The organism is Corallococcus sp. AB032C (genome assembly GCF_003668935.1).
Lineage (GTDB): Bacteria > Myxococcota > Myxococcia > Myxococcales > Myxococcaceae > Corallococcus > Corallococcus exiguus.
Map to the genome: position 1 here is coordinate 38,618 of NZ_RAWP01000037.1, position 19,111 is coordinate 57,728.

General features: G+C 71.2%; 12 protein-coding genes. 4 read left to right on the forward strand and 8 right to left on the reverse strand.

Going from position 1 to position 19,111, the window contains the following annotated elements; translation table 11 throughout:
- Positions 1 to 49 precede the first annotated feature (49 nt).
- The 3 genes from D7X99_RS18300 to D7X99_RS18310 form a co-directional block, all read right to left on the reverse strand.
- Positions 50 to 889, reverse strand: a complete 840-nt coding sequence (locus D7X99_RS18300; protein ID WP_121778921.1) for an Ig-like domain-containing protein — start codon at positions 887 to 889, stop codon at positions 50 to 52.
- 116 nt (positions 890 to 1,005) lie between these two features.
- Entirely contained in the window at positions 1,006 to 4,986 is a 3,981-nt protein-coding gene (locus D7X99_RS18305; protein WP_233613501.1) for a protein kinase, read from the reverse strand.
- A 109-nt stretch (positions 4,987 to 5,095) separates the two neighbouring features.
- Positions 5,096 to 6,979 (reverse strand): lipase maturation factor family protein, encoded by a 1,884-nt coding sequence (locus D7X99_RS18310; RefSeq protein WP_121778892.1) that lies wholly within the window; start codon positions 6,977 to 6,979, stop codon positions 5,096 to 5,098.
- A gap of 140 nt (positions 6,980 to 7,119) precedes the next feature.
- On the opposite strand from D7X99_RS18310, the gene D7X99_RS18315 reads away from it, so the two are divergent.
- Positions 7,120 to 7,773 carry an MBL fold metallo-hydrolase gene (locus D7X99_RS18315; protein ID WP_216672029.1) on the forward strand — a complete coding sequence of 218 codons (654 nt, stop codon included), beginning with the start codon at positions 7,120 to 7,122 and terminating at the stop codon, positions 7,771 to 7,773.
- A gap of 3 nt (positions 7,774 to 7,776) precedes the next feature.
- Here D7X99_RS18315 and D7X99_RS18320 read toward each other — a convergent pair whose 3' ends face one another.
- Together D7X99_RS18320 and D7X99_RS18325 are read right to left on the reverse strand one after the other, a co-directional pair.
- Positions 7,777 to 8,571 carry a hypothetical protein gene (locus tag D7X99_RS18320; protein WP_121778894.1) on the reverse strand — a complete coding sequence of 265 codons (795 nt, stop codon included), beginning with the start codon at positions 8,569 to 8,571 and terminating at the stop codon, positions 7,777 to 7,779.
- A complete protein-coding gene (locus D7X99_RS18325; protein ID WP_233613504.1) occupies positions 8,561 to 9,463 on the reverse strand; it encodes a dimethylarginine dimethylaminohydrolase family protein in 903 nt (300 codons plus the stop codon). The genes D7X99_RS18320 and D7X99_RS18325 overlap by 11 nt, the downstream gene beginning before the upstream one ends.
- Before the next feature lie 182 nt (positions 9,464 to 9,645).
- Here D7X99_RS18325 and D7X99_RS18330 point away from each other — a divergent pair, with 182 nt between their 5' ends.
- Entirely contained in the window at positions 9,646 to 11,256 is a 1,611-nt protein-coding gene (locus D7X99_RS18330) for a sodium:proton antiporter (protein WP_121778895.1), read from the forward strand.
- 19 nt (positions 11,257 to 11,275) lie between these two features.
- Here D7X99_RS18330 and D7X99_RS18335 read toward each other — a convergent pair whose 3' ends face one another.
- Entirely contained in the window at positions 11,276 to 11,938 is a 663-nt protein-coding gene (locus D7X99_RS18335; protein WP_121778896.1) for an SRPBCC domain-containing protein, read from the reverse strand.
- A complete protein-coding gene (locus D7X99_RS18340; RefSeq protein WP_121754233.1) occupies positions 11,935 to 12,585 on the reverse strand; it encodes a 2OG-Fe(II) oxygenase in 651 nt (216 codons plus the stop codon). Before D7X99_RS18340 ends, D7X99_RS18335 begins: the two co-directional genes overlap by 4 nt.
- A gap of 288 nt (positions 12,586 to 12,873) precedes the next feature.
- On the opposite strand from D7X99_RS18340, the gene D7X99_RS18345 reads away from it, so the two are divergent.
- The gene (locus tag D7X99_RS18345; RefSeq protein WP_121778897.1) at positions 12,874 to 15,144 is read left to right on the forward strand and encodes a di-heme oxidoredictase family protein; all 2,271 of its coding nucleotides are present in this window, start codon (positions 12,874 to 12,876) and stop codon (positions 15,142 to 15,144) included.
- Positions 15,145 to 15,423: 279 nt separating this feature from the next.
- Positions 15,424 to 16,134, forward strand: a complete 711-nt coding sequence (locus D7X99_RS18350) for a hypothetical protein (RefSeq protein WP_121778898.1) — start codon at positions 15,424 to 15,426, stop codon at positions 16,132 to 16,134.
- Here the strand turns inward: D7X99_RS18350 and D7X99_RS18355 are convergent.
- Positions 16,131 to 19,085 carry a hypothetical protein gene (locus tag D7X99_RS18355; protein WP_147476178.1) on the reverse strand — a complete coding sequence of 985 codons (2,955 nt, stop codon included), beginning with the start codon at positions 19,083 to 19,085 and terminating at the stop codon, positions 16,131 to 16,133. The two genes, D7X99_RS18350 and D7X99_RS18355, sit on opposite strands and share 4 nt — an antisense overlap.
- Positions 19,086 to 19,111: the final 26 nt, after the last annotated feature.

Genomic DNA, 19,111 nt, shown 5'->3' on the forward strand with positions numbered 1-19,111 from the left:
TCGGGGGCCGCCGCTTCAGTGCGGCGGGCCCGGTGTCGAAACGGCGGAGCTACTCGACGATGAAGTCCGCGGCCGTGCGGCGGCGGCCGGCCACCACCGACACCACCGCGCGGCCCTTGCCCACGGCCGTCACGCGGCCCTCGGGCGACACCGTCACCACGGCGGCATTCGAGCTGAACCACTCCAGCGGCACCTTCTCCAACGCCACGCCGTTGCGGTTGTACGCGCGCGCCTGGACCATCACCGACTGGCCCTTCTTCTTGAAGGTGTACGAGGTGAGGTTCAACCCCAGGCGGGCGAAGTCCGGCGGCACCACCTGCACGGCGATGGCGCGGTTCAGGTGCCCCAGCGTCGCGGTGACGGTGGCCACGCCGGCCGACGCGGCGATGAGCTCGCCTTTTTCCACGCGCGCCACGGCCTCGTTGCTGGAGCGGAAGGCGGGCTCCGCGTCCGCGATGACGTGGCCCGCTTCATTGCGCGCCACCACGCGCACCTTGAGGGTGCGCCCCACCTCCACGAAGTCCGCGCCCGGCGCGCGCACGTCCAGCGACGCGAGGATGGTGAGGTCCAGCGGCAGCGCCGCCTTCGCCCGTCCGCCCTGCACGCCGATGATTGTCTTTCCGGACTTGCGCGCCACCACCGTGCCGTCCTCCAGCACGGAGGCCACCTCCGGCGCGGAGCTGGTCCAGCGCAGGCGCGTGTCCATCATCTTGCGCCCGTCCGCGTCCAACACCGTGTAGCTGAGCGGCAGGTTCTGCCCCTGCGTGCGCAGGTAGCGCAGCTCGGGCGGATCCAGCGTGATGGTCGTGGGCGACGGTCCACACGCACCAAGGACACCCAGCGCGAGGAAACCCAACAGGGAAAAGGAGATGGGACGTGAGGTCTTCACGAAGGCAGGCACGGGGGCAGGTGGGGAAGGGCCGAGTCTACCGGTGGACCACCCAAAGGGCGTGAAAACCGCGAGCGCCCGCGTCGAAGTCCGCGCGCCTGCACGCCTGCTGACGACTACTGCCCATTTCCACGGCGCGGGGTCCGGGCCTCCATCGACCCCAACACCTGCGCGGCCAGGGCCTCCCCTTCCCGCCAGCCCGCCACCCGGGCGCGCTCCCTCGCCTGCTCCAGCCGCTCGCGCGCCTCTGGCGCACGGCCTCCCGCCACCAGCAGGCGCCCGGCGTTGTAGTGGATGCGCGCCACCTCCTGGGCGTCCCCACCCTGCTCGGCCAGGGCGAGCGCGCGCTCCAGGTCCGACAGCGCCTGGGCCGGCTCGCCCGCGAGGACCCGCAGGCCCGCGAGCTGCGACAGCGCCCGCGCCTGGCCCACCGCGCTGCCCACCGACCGCGCCTGCTCCGCCGCGCGCGTGAAGGCCACCCGCGCCCGGTCCAGTTGCCCCAGCCGCTGCTGCAGCCGGCCCAGGAGCAGGTAGTGCTCCCAGAAGAAGTCCGCCATGTGCGGGGTCCGGTTCCCCATGCGCTGGAAGGCGCGCGCCAGCAGCTCCACCGCGGCCGTCGTCTCGCCCTTGGCCTCGCGCACGCGCGCGAGCTCGCCCAGCACCAGGGCCTCGGCCTCCGGATCCGAGCCCGCCGGCCCCTGCGCCATGCTGAGCCGCACCTCCGCGTCGTCCACGCGCCCCAGCTTCAGCTCCGCGACGGCCAGGCGCCGCGCGGCCTCCGCCCACCGGCCGGGTGTCTGCATCACCGGCACGCGGTCCAGCCACGGCGTCACCAGCCCGTCCACGGCGGCGGGGTCCGTCTGCGTGAGACATCCCGCCGCGCGCGCGAGCACGTCCAGCTGCCAGCGCACCACCGCCGCCGTCGCGCCGGGCGCCCGGCCCAGGGCCCAGCGGAAGAACTCCACCGCCGAGCGCCACTCGCCTCGCGCCGCGAACCAGTCGCCCGCCCGCTCGCACGCGACCGGCGCGCCGGAGGCATCCGCGCCCAGCAGGTGGTCCGCCACGCGCACCTCGCGGGCCGGCTCCTGCACGAACGCCTCGTCCTCCAGCGTCTCCGCCAGCTCCTGGTGCGCGCTCCGCAGCTGCGGGGGCGACAGGCGCTCGCGCAGCACCTGCCGCGCCTCCTCGCTCGTGAAGCGGAAGATGCCGGGCTGCCCGGGCACGGGCACCACCCACTCCGCGTCCTCCAGCACCCCGGCGCCGTCCGTGGCCGTCAGCGACGCGCGCACCAGCTCCGCGGAGAAGAGCGAGCCCTCCACCGCGGCCCGCTGGAGGAAGCGCAGCGACGCGGCGGGCAGCAGCTCCAGCCGCGCGCCCAGGGCCTGCCCCAGGCCTTGCGGCAGCGCCGCGGGGGACAGCGGGCCATTGGACTGGAAGCCGCCCTCCGTGCGCTGCAACACCCCCACCGACACCAGCAGCCGCACCAGCGCCAGCGCATGCGCGGGATTGCCGCGCACCCGGTCCGCCACCGCCCGCTCCAGCGACGGAGACAGGGCCATGCCCAGGCTCGCGGTGAGCAGCGCGTTCAGCTCCGACGGCGACAGCCCCTCCAGCACCGTCACGGGCTGGGACGCCAGGGCCGTGGGCACCGCGTCCACGTCACCCGTGGCCACCAGCGACACGCCCAGCTCCTTCGCCGCGAGCAGCCCCGCGAGCATCTCCAGCGACGGGCCGTCCACGCGGTGCACGTCGTCCACCAGCAGCAACAGGCCGGACGGCTTCGCCACGCGCTGGATGGCGTCCACCACCGCTCCGTCTCCCGCCGGCAGGAGTCCGCCGCCCACGGGCGCGCCCCGCGCGAGCCTCCGCCAGAGCGCCGCGGCCTCCGGTTCGGAGAAGCCCAGCCCCGACAGCGGAGGCAGCGACGCGTCTCCGCCCGTGGCGGCCCGCGACAGCGCGGCGAGCACCGTTCGCCACAGTCCCAGCGCTCCTGCGGAACGAGGATCTCCACCCCACGCGTACACCACGCGCGGCGAGGCGCCCGCTGCCAGCTCCGCCACCGCCTCCAGGAAGCGGCTGCGGCCCACGCCCGAGGGCCCCACGAAGAGCCGCGCGCCGCCTTCGCCCTTGCACGCCGACTCCACCACCATCGCCGCCTGGGTCAGCGCCTCGTCGCGCCCCACCAGCGCGTCCACGCGGGTCGCGGGCGCGCCGGACTCCACCCGCCACGCCGTGCCGCCGGGCAGCTCGCGCGCCATGCCGATGCGCACCCCTCCCGCCTCCACCAGCAGCGCCTTCACCGAGGCGCCCACCAGCAGTTCTCCAGACACCGCCGCGTCCGCCAGCGCCTGCGCCCGCTCCAACCCCAGGCCGGACAGCCGGGGCGCCCCGGCCTCCGCGCTCGAGCGCACCACGCCGGACTCCAGGCCCCGCCGCACGTTCAGGCCCGCGCCGCCCAATTCCTCCGCGCACTTCAGCGCCCGCGTCGCGTCGTCCGGGCGAGCCTGCGGCAGGCCGAAGGGCAGACACCAGTGCGTGTCCGACAGCGCCATCGCCTCCACGTGGTGGCGCGCGGAGACCTGCGCCACCACCTCGCGCAACCGGGCAGCGTGGGCCGGCTCGCTCGCGACCACCAGCAGCGTGAGCCGGCGCATCTGCGCCTGCGCGTCCATCGCGCGGATCTTCACCGTGGGGCCCGGGGCCTCGTCTCCCAGGGCCGGAGGTCCGTCGTCATCCCCGGTGGCGGACGGAGGCGCGGACAGGGCGGAGACCAGCGGCGCGGGCACCTCCATCGTCGGGTCGGTGGGCGGCTCGTGCACGGCGCCGTCACCGCGGCGCGCGGGCGCCTTGGCCGTCGGCGCGTCAGGGAGGTCCTCGTCGCCCAGGTGCACGGGCGGCTCGCGCAGCGCGGGCATCAGCGGGAGCTTGGGCGCGGCGCCTCCCGACGACGGCGTGAGCGACTTCTGCGCGGCGTCCACGCCCATGGGCGTGAGCGAGTTGCCGCACGCGGGACAGAAGCGACTGGTCGCGCTGGTGGACTGGCCACAGCGCGGGCACGACACGTTGGAGGGCTCGCGGACCTGGGGCAGGCCGGGCTCGCCGCTGCCCGCGTCGCGCAGCCGCGCCAGCACCGTGTCGCCCACCAGCCGCGTCACCACCGCGGGGACGCTCTCCTCCGGCGGCTCCGGCGTTTCATCCAGATAGGACTGGAGCGCGCGGGCCACGTCCGCGCAGCGGGCGAAGCGCTGGCCGGGGGCGCGGTGGAGCATGCGCAGGATGATCTGCTCCAGCAGCGGCGACAGCCCCTCCACGAACTGCGAGGGCTTGGGCACCGCCGCCAGCGCGATGCGCCGCATGGCCTCCGCGGGGTTGTCCGTGTCGATGAACGGCCGGCGCGTGCACAGCTCCCACAGCACCACGCCCAGCGCGAACTGGTCGCTGGTGCCGGAGACGGGCTCGTTGCGCACCTGCTCCGGCGACATGTATCGCAGCTTGCCCTTGAGCACGCCCGTGCGCGTGCGGCTGGCGCGGATGGTCGCCTTGGCCACGCCGAAGTCCACCACCTTCGTCAGGCCGTCCAGGCGCACCATGATGTTCTGCGGGCTGATGTCCCGGTGCACCAGCTCCAGCGACGCGCCCTGGCTGTCTCGCGCGTGGTGCGCGTGGTCCAGTCCCAGCGCCGCGTCGCGGATCATCTGCGCGCAGGCGCGGTGGGGCAGCGGCGTGCCGGCCCGCTGCGACGCCTTCGCCAGACGGCCCAGGTTCTCGCCCTCGATGTACTCCATGGCGATGTAGAACGTGCCCTGCCACGCGCCGACCTCGTACAGCGAGACGACGTTCGGATGGTTCAGGTGCGCCGCGACGCGGGCCTCGTCCAGGAACATCTCCACCGAGCCGTCGTGCTCCAGCAGGTCCGGCAGCAGGCTCTTGAGGATGACGGGGCGCTCGAAGCCGCTGACGCCCACCTGACGTGCCAGGAAGATTTCTCCCATGCCCCCCACGGCCACGCGGCGCAGCACCGCATACCTGCCGAAGATGAGTGAAGACGGGGAAGCACCGGACACCATCGCCCTTGAACCGTACCCAGCGATCCCCATCCCCCGCCAGTCCCCGGCCCTTCGCTTTCGCACGAGGTGCCATTAGCCACTCCGCCCCCGTGTGGGGTCCTGACTTACCGGGCACGAGTCACGTGGACCCAGGCATGTTTCAGACGTGCCAGGTCAGACGCCCCGCCTGCTCGGACGCACCGGGCGCGAGGGTCAACGGCGACACATACAGCCCGCGCCGCTCCCGCTTCCACCAGGCCCCGGTGCGCTGGCGCTCCGTCCGGGACGTCATCCGGTAGTCGTGGAGCACCGCCCTCACGAGCCGGGGCGGACGGTCCGGGAAGGGGTTGGACGCGAACAGCCCCAGCACCTCCGGCGAGCCCTCCAGCAGCCGCTCCATCAGGGCCAGGAACCACGAGGGCGGCGACCCCAGCGCGGCGAACCACATCTGCCAGTCCAGCCGGGGCTGATGCGGGGCAACCTGGCGCGGTGGCCGGTCCACACCCGACGTCTTGTATCGGAACGGGTACTCCAGCCAGTGCACGCCGTCGTCAGAGCCCTCCACCGTGATTTCCGGCCGGTCCACTGTCATCACCGCGAACAGGCCGTAGGAGTTCACCGAGTGCAGCGGCGCCACCCGGTCCTCCAGCCAGTCCACCGCCCGCACCAGGCGCTCCGGACCGCGCGGCCACCACCCCATCCGGCGGAGCTGCTCCACGGTGCCCAGCGTGAGCAATGGCACCGCCGCGGCCACGGACAGCGCCAAGCCCGGCACCGACGGACGCCGCGCGGGCCCGGCGTCGCGCCACAGCGCCTCCGGCAGCACGCGCCGCAGGGCCGCGTCGTCCAGCAGCCACAGCCCCAGGGCCAGCGACTGGACGTTGAAGAAGCCGTAGTTGCCCGTGGCCATGATGGCCGCCTGCAACGCGGAGAGGATGCCGAAGGCGGCCTGCCGCACGCGCCGGGGACCGAAGGCGAGGAACGGCACCGCTGTCTCCGCCGCGAGCACCGCCGCCGTGCCCGCGTGGCGCACCTGGCGCGGGAGCTGATGCGCGGCCCAACCGCCGCGCGTGGGCAGGGGCGCGGTCTCGAAGTACACGTCGCACGCGCTCAACTCGCGCCACGTCCGGTCGCCCGAGTGGAACTTGCTGATGCCCGATCCGAAGTAGAGCCGGAACACGAGCATCCGGAAGAGGAACACCTCCAGCGCGGACACGTCCCGCTTCCCCAGCCCGGGCCTCACGCCGACCGGCGCAGTGAGCGCGCCCACCAGCCCCATCTCCAACAGCAGCACGTCCCACTGGAACGACAGGAATTCACGCCCCAGTGACACATAGGACAGATACAGCGCCCACAGCGCGGCGGCGCTCGGGAGCGGGGCCACGTTGAGGAGCAGCGCCAGCGACAGGGCCTGCCCCACGCGGCAGCCGCGCACCAGCGTCACATCCGACGCGTCCTTCCAGAACACGGAGGGACGGCGCCATCGGCCCTGCGCGGCCCAGCGCTCGGACTGTGCGACGTCTCGAATAGGACGAATGCCCTTCTCCCCGTAGAGCCCCAGCACCTGCTTCCCCAGCGACGTGAAGGCGATGAGGAACGTGCCGCCCAGCAGACGCATGAAGGCCCAGCGCACCAGCCGGTGCTCCGCGGGCTCCGTCACGCGGCTGAACAACAAGGTGTCCCACCGCGACGCGCGCCGGCGGTGGTGCGCGATGACCGAATACACCGCGCCCGCCACGTGCCGGACGCCGGGCACCAATCCCAGCCGCGCGGCAAGGCGCGTGCTCCAGCGAGGCGACCAGGCGAGCATGCGGAGGACAGCCTCCGCGCCGGACGAGCGGCGCCCCGACGGCTCCACCAACTGCATCGCCCGCAGCATGTCTTTTCTGGAAATGCCCAGGAGCTTGAGCAGCCACCTGCTCCCGCGCGCGAAGCGCACCCGGCCACCGGTGTCCTGGCGCCAGCGAGCCACCCAGCGCTTGCAGAAGCCGCAGTCCCCATCGAACAGCACCAGCGGTCGCATCTCGTGGGTCATCGCGCGCATCGGGTCGCTCCTTACGTCCGACGACAAAGGTGCGCGCGGCGAGCGGGATGCGAAGGGGACAAGAGGGCTCGCCGGAGGGGCAGGCGGGCAGCGGAGCGCGCACCCCTGACATCCGGGGACAGGTGCCTAGGTTTGTCCGCATGAGCGAGCCCAAGGCCCAGGCGAAGAAGACGGTTGAAATCGTCCCCGGCGTGCACCACTGGACCGTCTCCGACGACCGGCTCGGCGGCATCCGCAGCGACGCCTACGCGGTGGTGGATGACGACGGCACCGTCACCCTCATCGACCCGCTGCCCATCGACGAGAAGCTCCTGAGCAAGCTGGGCGACATCGACGCCATCGTGCTCACCGCGGGCAACCACCAGCGCTCCGCGTGGCGCCTGCGCAAGGTGTTCGGCGTGCCCGTCTGGGCTCCGGAAGGCGCGCAGGGCCTGGAGGAGAAACCGGACTTCGAATACGTGAACGGCACCACGCTGCCGGGCGGCCTCAACACCTTCCAGACACCAGGGCCCACGGAGGCCATGTACACGCTGTGGCTCCAGAAGAGCCCGCACGCCGTGGTGTTCATCTCCGACCTGCTGTCACACGAGGTCCGGCGCACACCCACCTTCGTCCCCGGCGAGTACCAGGACGAACCGCTGCGCACGCGCAGCAGCATCCAGCGCATCCTGGACCACCTGCCCATCCAGACCGTCTGCTTCGCGCACGGCGCGCCCATCCTCAAGGACGGCGCCAGCGCCCTGCGCAAGGCCCTGGAACAGGACGACGAGTTCCCGCACGCCCCCGCGCCCTGAAACTCAGCCCGGAGGCACTTCGCGCACCAGCACGTGGCCTGCGTCCTGGCCCGGAGGCACCAGCTCCAGCCGTGCCCCGGCCTCCGCCCGGTCCAGCAGCGTGCCCAGCGATAACAGGTCGGTGACGGGGATGCGCGTGGCGGGCGCGGGCGCATCCCCCCGGAGCATCGCCCGGGCCACGCGGGCCTCGTCGGAGAGGTCCGTCTCGTAGACGAAGGTGCGCTCGTCGTAGTCGTGGCCGCCGGGGACGCGCCCCACCAGCCGCATGGGCCCCAGCCGCGAGTGCACGCGCACGGCGGGGTTGTCCCACTGGGTGACGCCGCGCAGCCGCTTCGCGCGCACCATGCCCAGCGTGAGCAGCTTCACCCACGCGGACGCGCCCCGGCCCGGCAGGAAGCTGAACAGCGACACGCCCACGAACAGCCCCGGCGTCAGCGACGGCGCCACGTAGCAGGCCGCGCCAATGGCCGACTCCTCGTCCGCCAGCAGCAGCCGCTCGCGCGCGGGCGCCTTGAGCAGCCGCGCGGGACAGCGCAGCAGCCCGATGGCGCCGGGCAGCAGGTACAGGTCCGACAGCACCCAACGCGGCACGCCGATGCCGCCGAACGCCAGCTGATTGAGCGTGAGGTATTGCCGCGCGAGCTCCGCGTTGTGCTCCGCCAACAGGTGCGTCACCGGGATGCCGTACGGCAACAGGTCCAGTGACGGGACGTGCACGCCGGAGCCCAGCGCCTGCAACGACAGCTCCGGGGTCGAGGCGAAGAACGCCTGGGCCTGCGATGCGAGCTCACCCGCCATCGGCTTCGATGTCCTTCGCCACGACGTCCAACCGGTACTCGGGCGGAATCGAAACGCGCGAGGCATCCACCGGCGCGCGCGACACGAGGCAGCGCGACGAACCGCCACCCTTCTCCGTCAGCTCCGGCATCGGCATGGACACCACGCGCAGGCCCAGGCGCTCGAAGGTCTCCACGATGTGCGCGGGCATCACCGTGGGCGCGAGCAGGTCCCTGCCCAGCGGCAGCCCGTTCGTCGCATAGCGGCGGATGTCCGCTTCCGTCACCCGCACCAGCCGGTTCGCGCCGAAGCGCTGCTCCAGGAGCGCCACCGACTCCGGCGCCATCACGTCCGGGCACACCACCAGCCGGTCCACCGCCGGCAGGGGCAGCACCGCCATGTTCCCGTGGAACGCGGGCTCGCGCACCTGCACGCGCAGCACCTCGCCGGGGAAGGACTTCTGGGCCGCCTCCAGTCCGTCGAGCGTCGTGCGCCCGCCCCAGAACAGCAGCGTCACACCGTCGAACGCCGCCACGTCGCCGTGCGCCTCCCAGATGCCCACGCCTGGATCCACCACCTCCAGGCCCAGGCGCCGGGCCAGCGGCGTCCAGTGGTCGCGCTCCGTGAAGCGATGCGCGCTCATCATCTTGGGCAGGAGGAACAGCGGGGCCTGGCCCTCGCGCGCCACCACCTGGCCGCACTCGGCCGCGTAGGGCATGCCCGTCAGCGCGTCCGACGGCGAGGGCAGCGCCACCACCGTGCCGCCTCGGGACTCGATGTGCCGGGCCAGCGTCAGCCACTCCCGCCGTGCGCCTCGCGCATCCGCCGGAGCAGCCTCACGGCTGCGGAAGTTCGAACGGCCCCGCAACGCCCAGCCCCGGCCCGGGGGCGACATGAGGAAGAGGTCCATCATCCCTCGCTTCTAGCCGCCGGCCCGGGGCGTCACAACGCATCCGTCTCCAGGCTTGAGAAAACAGTCTGGCAAAATGCCATGGCCGCCCGTCTCCTCTCATTTCTCCCCGAAAGGGGGTTGCCCCACCGCCCCGCGCGCATGGCATTCTCGCGCTTTTTGAGCACAAACGGGGCTGGGGATTCATGCACTTCGAGTTGGCCTTCGTGCTGCTCTTCTCCATCGCGACAGCGGTGGCGATCGCGGCGCGCTACTTCAAGTTTCCGTACACGGTGGCGTTGGTGCTGGCGGGCCTGGGCCTGGGCATCGTGCAGGCCTTCGAACCGCCGCACCTGACGAAGGAGCTGCTGTTCGCGGTCATCCTGCCGGGGCTGCTGTTCGAGGCGGCGTTCCACGTGGACTTCCGCAAGTTCATGAAGAACAAGCTGGCCATCACCTCGCTGGCGATTCCGGGCCTGGTGGCGTCCATGGCGCTCACGGCGCTGCTGCTGTCCCCGGCCATGAGTGGGCTGAACGCGCTGGAGGGCTTCGGCCTCATCCACGCCATGGTGTTCGCGTCGCTCATCGTGTCCACGGACCCCATCGCGGTGGTGGGCCTGTTCAAGGCGCTGGGCGCGCCCAAGCGGCTGGCCATCCTGGTGGAGGGTGAGAGCCTGCTCAACGACGGCACCTCCGTGGTGCTCTTCACGCTGGTGGTGGGCGTGGCCGGAGGCCAGGCGTTCACCGCGGGCGGCGCGGTGATGGACTTCATCAAGGTGGCGGGCATGGGCGCCGTCATCGGCGCGGCGGTGGGCTTCGCGGTGGGCAAGGTCATCCTGCGCGTGGAGGACGCCATGGTGGAGATCACCTGCACGGTCATCGCCGCGTACGGGTCCTTCGTGGTGGCGGAGCACTTCCACTACTCGGGCGTCATCGCCACGGTGGTGGCCGGCATGGTGTGCGGCAACTGGGCGGCCCAGGAGGGCATGGGCCCCACGGTGCGCATCGCGGTGGAGAGCTTCTGGGAGTACCTGGCGTTCGCGCTCAACTCGGTGGTGTTCCTGCTCATCGGCCTGGAGGTGCAGCTGTCGTCGCTGCTCGACTCGTGGCTGCCCATCCTGCTGGCGTACGGGGCGGTGCTGCTGGGCCGCGCGGTGGTCGTCTATGGCGTGTCCGGCCTGTTGCGGTTCACGTCGGAGAAGCTGCCGTGGAAGTGGAGCGCGGTGCTCACCTGGAGCGGCCTGCGCGGCGCGGTGTCCATGGTGCTGGTGCTCGGCCTTCCGAACGACTTCGCCCACCGCGAGCTCCTGGTGAACATGACGTTCGGCGTGGTGGTGCTGTCCATCATCGTCCAGGGGCTCACCATGGCGCCGGTGCTCAAGGCGCTGGGCATCACCGGCATCAAGGACGTCTACCAGGAGCAGTACGAGCTGGCCCGCGGCAAGCTGGGCGCCATCCACGCGGCGCTCGCGTCGCTGGAGACCATGCGCCGTGGCCGCGAGATTCCAGTGGACACGCTGGAGCCCCTGGAGCGCGACTATCAGCAGAAGGCGCAGGCGGTGGAGCAGGAGCTCATCACGCTCAAGCAGCAGTCCAACCGCTTCCACGACGAGGAAAAGCAGGAGGCCATCCGCCGCGTCCTCATCGTGGAGAAGGACGCCCTCTTCAGCGCCTACCAGCAGGGCACGCTCAACAAGGAGGTCTACGAGCACCTCACCGCGGAGCTGGACGAGCGCATCGCCAAGGCGAAGGACGCGGAGGTCCACGTCCCGGAAGAGAACGCCCACCCTCCCCCGCCGCAGGCCCTGGCCTCCTGAGCAGCCACCAGGGGCGGCGTCAGCTCGCGCCGCCCTCCACGCGCGACTGGAGCACCGCGCCCAGCACGTCCGCGGTGTCCTCGCGCAGCCGCGACAGGTGCGTGTAGAGCATGTCCTCCACCTGGGCCACCGCCTCCTTCGGCGCGCCCGCCTCGCGCAGCCCCGCCAGCACCGCGTAGGTGGCCACCGCCAGAGGCCCCATGTAGCCGCGCGACTCCTCCCAGAACTCCTCGAAGCACGGCACCGCCTCGCCCGCCACCACGCGCGCGAGACGCCCCAGGCACGCCTCCCAGTAGGCGCGGTGCGCGTCCCGGGCCGCGTCGTCCGCGAACGGCCCCTGGCGCAGCTCCAGCCGCGTGCCGTCCTCCGCGAGATGGAAGGTCAGCTCCGCCCGGGTGCGCCCCGGCGGCACCGGCCCGCCACCCTCCCAGTCCATCTCCAGCGCCAGCAACCGCCCCGGATCCACCTCCACGATGCAGCCCACCTGCGAGAACGCACGACCCGCCGAGTCCCTCAGGCCAATCCGGTAGGGCTGGCCCAACGCACCGGGGTCCGGCGCGTGCGTGCGGTAGCAGCCCGGCGGCGCGCCGAACCAGCGGCGGATGAGCGCGGGCTCGGACAAGGCGGGGAACACCGCGTCCGGCGGCGCGGGCAGCTTCCACTCCAGCGTCAGGTCGCTCACGCCCGCACCCCCGAGCGCGTGCGCAGCTCGAAGCGCGGCACGTTCGCCAGCTGCTCCGCGGGCGCGCGGTACTGCTCCACCACCAGGCTGATCCGCGACTCCTGCATCGACTCCGCGCCGGAGGTGATGGCCTCCACCTCATGCAGCAGGTCGCCCCGGAACATCACCAGCGCGTTCTGCTGCGGCGTCAGCTCCGCCACCCGACCTCCCCGGTGGTACAGCCGCAGCGCCCCGCCCCGGAGTTCCTTCGGAACCTGGACATAGAGCACGCTCACCGCCACCGGGCAGCCGATACTCGGACCGTAGAATTCAAGACTCCGGTCGATGTGCGCCGCGACGTTCCGGCCCTTGCCCACCAGCAGCGGGTTGAGCAGGAACGCGTTGCACTCCGGCAGGAGCGTCTTCGCCAGGTACGGCGCGAACGCCGGGAAACGCTCGTGGACGTCCGGCAGCGCGTCCCGGCGGAACGTCAGCGAGAAGCCGTACGTGCCGGAGAACTGCCCCGACAGGTTCGACTCTCCCAGGAGCGACGAGCCCAGGATGGCCGAGCGGATGGAGGCCATCGTCTCCTCGGGGAGGACGTCCGGAGTGCGGTGGAAGAAGGTGTCGAGCCGGAAGGCTCCACCCCACGGTGGCTGGAAGCGCATGGCCCCGGAGTCTACCCACCCACGCCGCGCTGCCCCATCCCCCGCCGTCACTCGGGAGGAAGCCCTCCACACCCCACGAGCAACACAACGCGTCAATCCCTGACAACACGGCGCGTCAGGGATGATATCAATTTCGCTTATTTATCAGTTATCAGGCCTAAGTCGAATTCTCCGACATCCCACCTTGCGACTCCCAGGCGTTCAGACTTTCTTCGGACAAGCTACGAAGTCCCCTTCGCAGCGCTCGCCGTCCCACGCCCCATCCACCCCCACAATGGAGTTGCAACCATGAGCCGAAGCAGACTCACGGGAATCGCGCTCGCATTCCTGGCCGTCAGTTGTCTGGCGGTTCCCTCCGCAGAAGCCGCCACGTATGGCGTTACGCCATCGGGCACATCCGCCCTCTTCTACGTCGACACGACGGACTGGGCGGACATCCACTACAAGCTCAACGACGGCCTCCAGCAGAACCTCCGCATGGCGGTGACGGGCGGGCGCAACCAGTACACCGTCACGGGCCTGAGCAACGGCAACTCCATCGACTATTTCTTTACGTACTGGGACGTGTCCTGCGCCTGCGCGCGTGACACGGCCTGGACGCGCTACACGCATACCGGCACGGGTGGCGGCACGGACGCGGGCACGGGCACGCCTGACTCCGGCACGGGCACGCCCGACGCGGGCCCTCCGCCCAACGGCGACGCGGGCCCGGTGGTGCCGCTGTTCACCAGCGCCACCGCGCTGGAGCCGGCCACGGTGGAGAACACCTCCACGGCCATCATCACCCGCGTGGGCGACCGCGTTCGCGACCGCCACATGCGCGAGGACATGTACCAGGCGTACGACCACTACCTGAAGCTGTACTTCGAGAAGCGCACCCACTGGATTGAGATCGTGGACGAGGTCGCCAAGGGCGGCAGCGTCATCACGGTGAACCTGTACACGATTTATCCGTATGACTCGCCGGACTTCCGCGCGTTCTTCCGCGGCCTCAACACGGTGGCCGAGTACTTCCACAACGCGGACTTCGTGAAGGTGAACGACTACAAGTACACGTCGTCGGTGAACTTCAACGCCAAGGAAGGCCGCGCCATCCGCGTGGGTGACCGGATGGAGCTGGAGATTGGCGTGTTCCTCCAGGCGCCGGTGGAAGGCCGCTTCAACTACTACTCCACGGGCATGCTCTACATCGTGGGCCAGGGCGGCATCGTGCCCTTCGAGGGCCAGGGCGGCATCCGCGACTCCTTCCCGCTGCCGGACAAGGCCTGGGCGGGCGGCCGCACCACGCTGCACACGCCGTTCTCCAACGAGCCGGACAACCGCTTCCTGCAGATGGCCACCAACCTGGCGCCGGTGAACGCGCAGCCCTTCGTGGAAGGTCGCCGCCTGCACCACACGAACTTCCGCGACGGCACCCACTCCGAGCCGGACAACCCCATCTTCACCGCGCACGCGAACAAGCTGGGCAACAACTACGTCAACGTGGCCTGCATCTCCTGCCACAAGCAGAACGGCCGTGGCCTGCCGCCCACCACCACGAACACCACGCTGGACAACTACGTGGTGAAGGTGGGCAAGGTGAACGGCAGCACCGTGACGGTGGACCCCGCGCTGGGCTTCCGCCTGCAGCCGCGCGCGGTCAGCGGCACGCCGGAGGCGGACGTGCGCATCGGCAGCTGGACGACGACGGCGAGCGGCACGCTGCCCGGCGGTACGGCGTACAGCCTGCGCAAGCCCAACTACAGCTTCCTCAACGTGACGCCGACGAACTTCTCCGCGCGCATCACGCCGCAGCTGGTGGGCATGGGCCTGCTGGAGGCGGTGCCGGAGACGCAGATTGCCGGCCTGGCGGATCCGAACGACGCGAACGGCGACGGCATCTCCGGCCGCATGCAGACGGTGAAGGACCCGGAGACGGGCGTCACCCGCATGGGCCGCTTCGGCTGGAAGGCCGGCACGGCGCGCGTGAAGCACCAGGTGGCCGAGGCGCTCAACAGCGACATGGGCGTGACGACGAACGTGTTCAAGACAATGGACTGCGGCTCGTCGCAGCAAGGCTGCGCGGGCACGAGCACGGAGCTGGCCGACAGCGAGCTGGACAAGATGACCCGCTACATCGCCCTGCTGGGCGTCCCCGCGCGCCGCGACCACTCGGACGCGACGGCGATGCAGGGTGAGACGGTGTTCACCAACGCGGGCTGCGCGAAGTGCCACGCGCCCACGCTGACCACCAGCCAGTACGCGGCGATGACCGAGTTCCGCAGCCAGACCATCCGTCCGTACACGGACCTGCTGCTGCACGACATGGGCGCGGGCCTGGCGGACAACCTGCCGGAAGGCCAGGCCTCCGGCGCCGAGTGGCGCACGGCTCCGCTCTGGGGCATTGGCCTGACGTCGGGCGTGTCCGGCGGTGAGGCGTACCTGCACGACGGCCGCGCGCGCAGCGTCACCGAGGCCATCCTCTGGCACGGCGGCGAGGGCGAGGCCTCCAAGCAGGCCTTCGTGAACCTCAGCGCCGCGGACCGCAACGCGCTGCTGAAGTTCGTCAACTCGCTGTAAGGCAACAGGCCGGTTTCAAACACAGACGCCGGGCGGGAGGGGTCATCCGTACCCTTCGCGTCCGGCGTCGTGTCGTTCCAGGGGAGCGGATGTCGCGCTCCGCATGGTGGGAACACATCCGCGGATGCCACCTGACACCCCGGGTGGGCCAGACGACTGCGCACGGGAGCACGGTCGGCGTCCGTGATGCGCAATGGCAGACATGTGCGGTGGAGTCCCCACTCCCGGCCTCATGAAGCGTTCCGACCTTTCCGGTGTCCCTTTTCCCGGAGAACGCCCATGGAGCATCGTCCCGCCCCTCCGCCGCCGCTTTCCGACAGTGAACTCCAGGTGGAAGCCGTGGCCTTCATGGATGCACGGGGACACTGGCTGACCGCCGTCGCGGCGCGGCGGGTGGCGGCGGTGCGCGAGTTCTTCCGGCAACACGCCCACCTGCGGCGCGACTTCCTCCGGGAGCGGGCCGAGGAGGAGCGCCGGGAAGGGCGGCTCGCGCTGGAGCTGTTCTCCCGCGCGGTCCAGCGCGTCCGGTGGCTGCTCACCACCGGCGAGGAGCCCATCACGCGCATCCATGGCGCGGAGGCCGGACGCGACCTGGGCCTGCTGTTCGCGGGCACGGACTCCGGACTGGATGGCCTGACGTCCGAGCGAGACCAGCGCTGGAACCTCAACCACCCGCACCCGCTCCCGCCCACCGGCTTTCGCACCAGCCGCATCAATCACGACGGCCCACGGGAGGACCAGACCCACCACCTGGCCTTCTACGCGATGTTCGGCGCCTCCAACGACAGCTTCCCGGAAGAGCAGCTGAACAAGCTGACGGGTGCGCTCAGTGACATGGGCCCTCCGGAGGATCAACACCTGGCCTGGGACGGCATCGACCTGGGACGCCAACTGGGCGACCCGCGCTTCGACGTGAACGCCTGGCTCTGGAAGACCGTGGGGGACACGTGCCAGGTCTCCCCACCGGGCGCCGAGGCCGTCGCCAGCTAGGGGCCTGGCGTCAGCGGCAGCAGCACGAGCTCCTTGGGGTATTTCTTCGGGTCGTCGGGTTTTCCCCAAGGGATCCGCACATAGGACAGCCAGCGGCCATCGGGCGACGCCATGGGGGCGCGCACACCGTAGTCCTCGGACTCCAGGGGCAGCTTCCAGCACAGCCACGGGCGCACCGCCGTGCACAGCCATGGCGAGCGTGCGTCCTTCGGGACGCGCAACAGGAACCTGCCCTCCCCCAGGGACGCGGAGCCTCCGCCGTTCCGCGCCGCGAGCGCCAGCTCCTCCACGGTGGGTGCACGCGTGCGCACAGGGCCCGCGTCCTCGGGGACTTCGATGACGTTGAACTCCGGAGACAGCTCGCCGTGCGAGAGGTCCGCGATCAACGAGGCCCGCGACGACAGCGGCAGGACGTCGAGCATGTCCTCCGACAGGGGAACGGCGCGGCCGCCCATCGGGTAGCACGAGCCCGGTTGAGACATCGACTTCAGGAGCAGGTCCTCTCGCGGAAACGGGCGGCTGTACATCGCGACCGTGGGCCCCCACTCGCGCGCCGCCGGGTCGTAGCAGCGCACCTGTCCGCGCCCATCCTGCTGGACCAGGCACAGGGTGCCATCCCTCCAGTACAACCCGGGCGTGGGCCACGGGGGGGTGGTGGGAACGAGCAGCACCCGGCCGATGACCTCCGCCTTGTCCTTCGCCGCCCCGACGCTCAGCGGAAGCGGAGGCGTGGCGGTCTCGAGCCGCTGCTGGAGGGCGCGCATGCCGTAGCGTTTGGCGCAGGCGCCGTCGGTCTCCAGTGAGCCATGCAGCTCCGGGTGGACCCCGTCCGCGAGCGCCCGCCGGGCGGAGATGGCCTCCAGCGCCGTGGAGAGACAGCCCATGCGGGAGATGCGCCCCTCTTCCTTCTTCTCCCCGAACGAGGCGTCGCGCGCGTCGTCATTCATCTTCACCAGCCGCGCGAAGGCGGCCAGGGCCTCGCGGGCGGGGGCGTCGTCGCGGGCGAGCAGCGACTGGAGGCGGGCTTCGGTCTCCGGCGCCAGGTCCCAGCGCACCGCGCCGAACGCGCCCATGTTCGCGGCCAGCGTCAACGCCGGGACGTCGGGCACGCCCGCAATCCACAACGACAGACGTCCCGGCTGGCAGCGCATCTTCACCTCGCCTTCAGATGATTGACTGTCCCCGACGACGGCGACGCCGCTGCGGGAGAACTCCAGGCCTCCGGGCGCGGACAGCTTTTGATACATCCTCACCCCGTCGCCGCCGCAGGCGGCCTGATTGACGGGGCTGTAGTACGGCCTGACGATGCGCTGCGTCTCCAGTTCGAAGGGGATGCGCGGATCCTGGCCCAGGTCGCAGGAGATCCGCGCGCGAGTGAGCCGCTCGCCGTCGTCCCACTTCAGCGAGGGCCCTTCCCAGAGTGGCTTCTCCATCACGACGTCCGTGCGCACGAGGCGCGGTGCCGTCGAAGCGAGTACGCGGGGCGCGACGTACGAACCGAGCTTCAGGGAGCGCACGACCAGCGTCCGGGTCTCGTCGTCCGAGTCCGCCTTGCTTGGACCGGGACCGCGCATGTAGGCGACCCACCGGCCATCCGGGGACACGCGGGCCTCGTACAGCCTGTGGCTGCCCTCATCCTCATACGGACTGTCCCATTGGAGGGACCAGCACCCCAGGGGCCTGCGCACGGAGCAGAGCTGCTTGTTGTTCTCGTCCAGGATGAACCGGCCTTCGGCGAAGAGCCGGGAGCCGGTGGACGCGAGCATCGCCTTCTTCAGCTCCTCCGCTTCCGGCGCGCGCAGGCGCGGTGGGCCATCCCCCTCAGGGACCTCCAAGACGACGGCCTCGTGGTCCCAGGTGCGCCAGAACAGGACGGCCCGAGGAGACAGGCGCAGGACCGGCTCCCCAGGAGGCCGGACGTTCCGGGTCCCCATGAGAATCCTCCCGTAGCAACCCGGGAAAGAGCTCCAGGCAGGCTGGTCACCCCGGTCCAACGGGACGGCCTTGCCCCAGCTCCGCGCCACGGGGTCGTAGCAGCGCATCCGCTTGCCGGTGTCCTGCTGCGCCACGCACAACCGGCCCTGTCGCCAGAACAGGTCCGAGTCCACTGGCGCGCCAGACTGGACCTGCCCCTTGGACGGCTGGACCTCGCCGATGGTTTCGGGATCGCCTGTCTTCAACGGCGGGCGGTCTCCCTCCAGGTCCGGAGCCAGGACATCGCGAGGAGTGGTGGACCGTTCCGGGTCATCGCCCGAGGCCAGGGCGACGCGCTTCCGGGCGCGCTCGAGCGCTGCGGCCAGCCCCGCGACGCTGTCCGCCTCCAGGTCCGCGTCACGACCGTACAGGCGGGAGGGAACGTCCTTGATCAGCAAGCCCAGCTCCTTCAGCGCCTCGCGGGCCCCGGCGTCGTCGCGGACCAGCAGGGGCAGGAAGCGGGCTTCACTGTCCCGGGACACCCGAAACTTCACGGAGGTGGAGGCGGCGCCGATACCGATGGGCTCCAGCGTCAGCAGCGGGGCCTCGGGCACGCCTTCCACGGCCAGCTTCAGCCGCCGCGCCTCACAGCGGACGCGGATGCGGGGGCGCGGGGGAGGCGGCGGCAGTTGGGTGCCAGGCGCGTCATCCACGATGCTGAACCGGCGCTCGACGCGCGAGCCATCTGGCAGGGACAGCGTCTGGGTGATGACCACCTCGGCGGGCAGGCAAGAGTTCGGGGTGGCCTGCGTCACGTCCACGGACTGGGAGACGGTGATGTCGGGGGTCTTGCCTGGCCCCAGGTCGCAGGCAGCGGACCCGGTGAGCTTTTCGGGAAGCGCCTTCGCCTCCGCGAAGGTACGCGGCTCGGCGGCGAGGACCACGCCTTGCGACGGCGATTCCGCGGCGGCAGCCAGGGTCGAGGACAGGGTCAGCAGGAGCCCCAGACACCACCCACGAACGGTACGAAAGTGCATGTGCTCCAGACCGTATCAGCAGGGCA

Coding starts and splice junctions, on each gene's coding strand:
- D7X99_RS18320 (WP_121778894.1), bottom strand. CDS start 8,571: ATGGCGGGTGAGCTCGCATCGCAGGCCCAGGCGTTCTTCGCCTCGACC.
- D7X99_RS18330 (WP_121778895.1), top strand. CDS start 9,646: ATGCACTTCGAGTTGGCCTTCGTGCTGCTCTTCTCCATCGCGACAGCG.
- D7X99_RS18325 (WP_233613504.1), bottom strand. CDS start 9,463: ATGATGGACCTCTTCCTCATGTCGCCCCCGGGCCGGGGCTGGGCGTTG.
- D7X99_RS18305 (WP_233613501.1), bottom strand. CDS start 4,986: ATGGGGATCGCTGGGTACGGTTCAAGGGCGATGGTGTCCGGTGCTTCC.
- D7X99_RS18355 (WP_147476178.1), bottom strand. CDS start 19,085: ATGCACTTTCGTACCGTTCGTGGGTGGTGTCTGGGGCTCCTGCTGACC.
- D7X99_RS18315 (WP_216672029.1), top strand. CDS start 7,120: ATGAGCGAGCCCAAGGCCCAGGCGAAGAAGACGGTTGAAATCGTCCCC.
- D7X99_RS18345 (WP_121778897.1), top strand. CDS start 12,874: ATGAGCCGAAGCAGACTCACGGGAATCGCGCTCGCATTCCTGGCCGTC.
- D7X99_RS18340 (WP_121754233.1), bottom strand. CDS start 12,585: ATGCGCTTCCAGCCACCGTGGGGTGGAGCCTTCCGGCTCGACACCTTC.
- D7X99_RS18310 (WP_121778892.1), bottom strand. CDS start 6,979: ATGCGCGCGATGACCCACGAGATGCGACCGCTGGTGCTGTTCGATGGG.
- D7X99_RS18350 (WP_121778898.1), top strand. CDS start 15,424: ATGGAGCATCGTCCCGCCCCTCCGCCGCCGCTTTCCGACAGTGAACTC.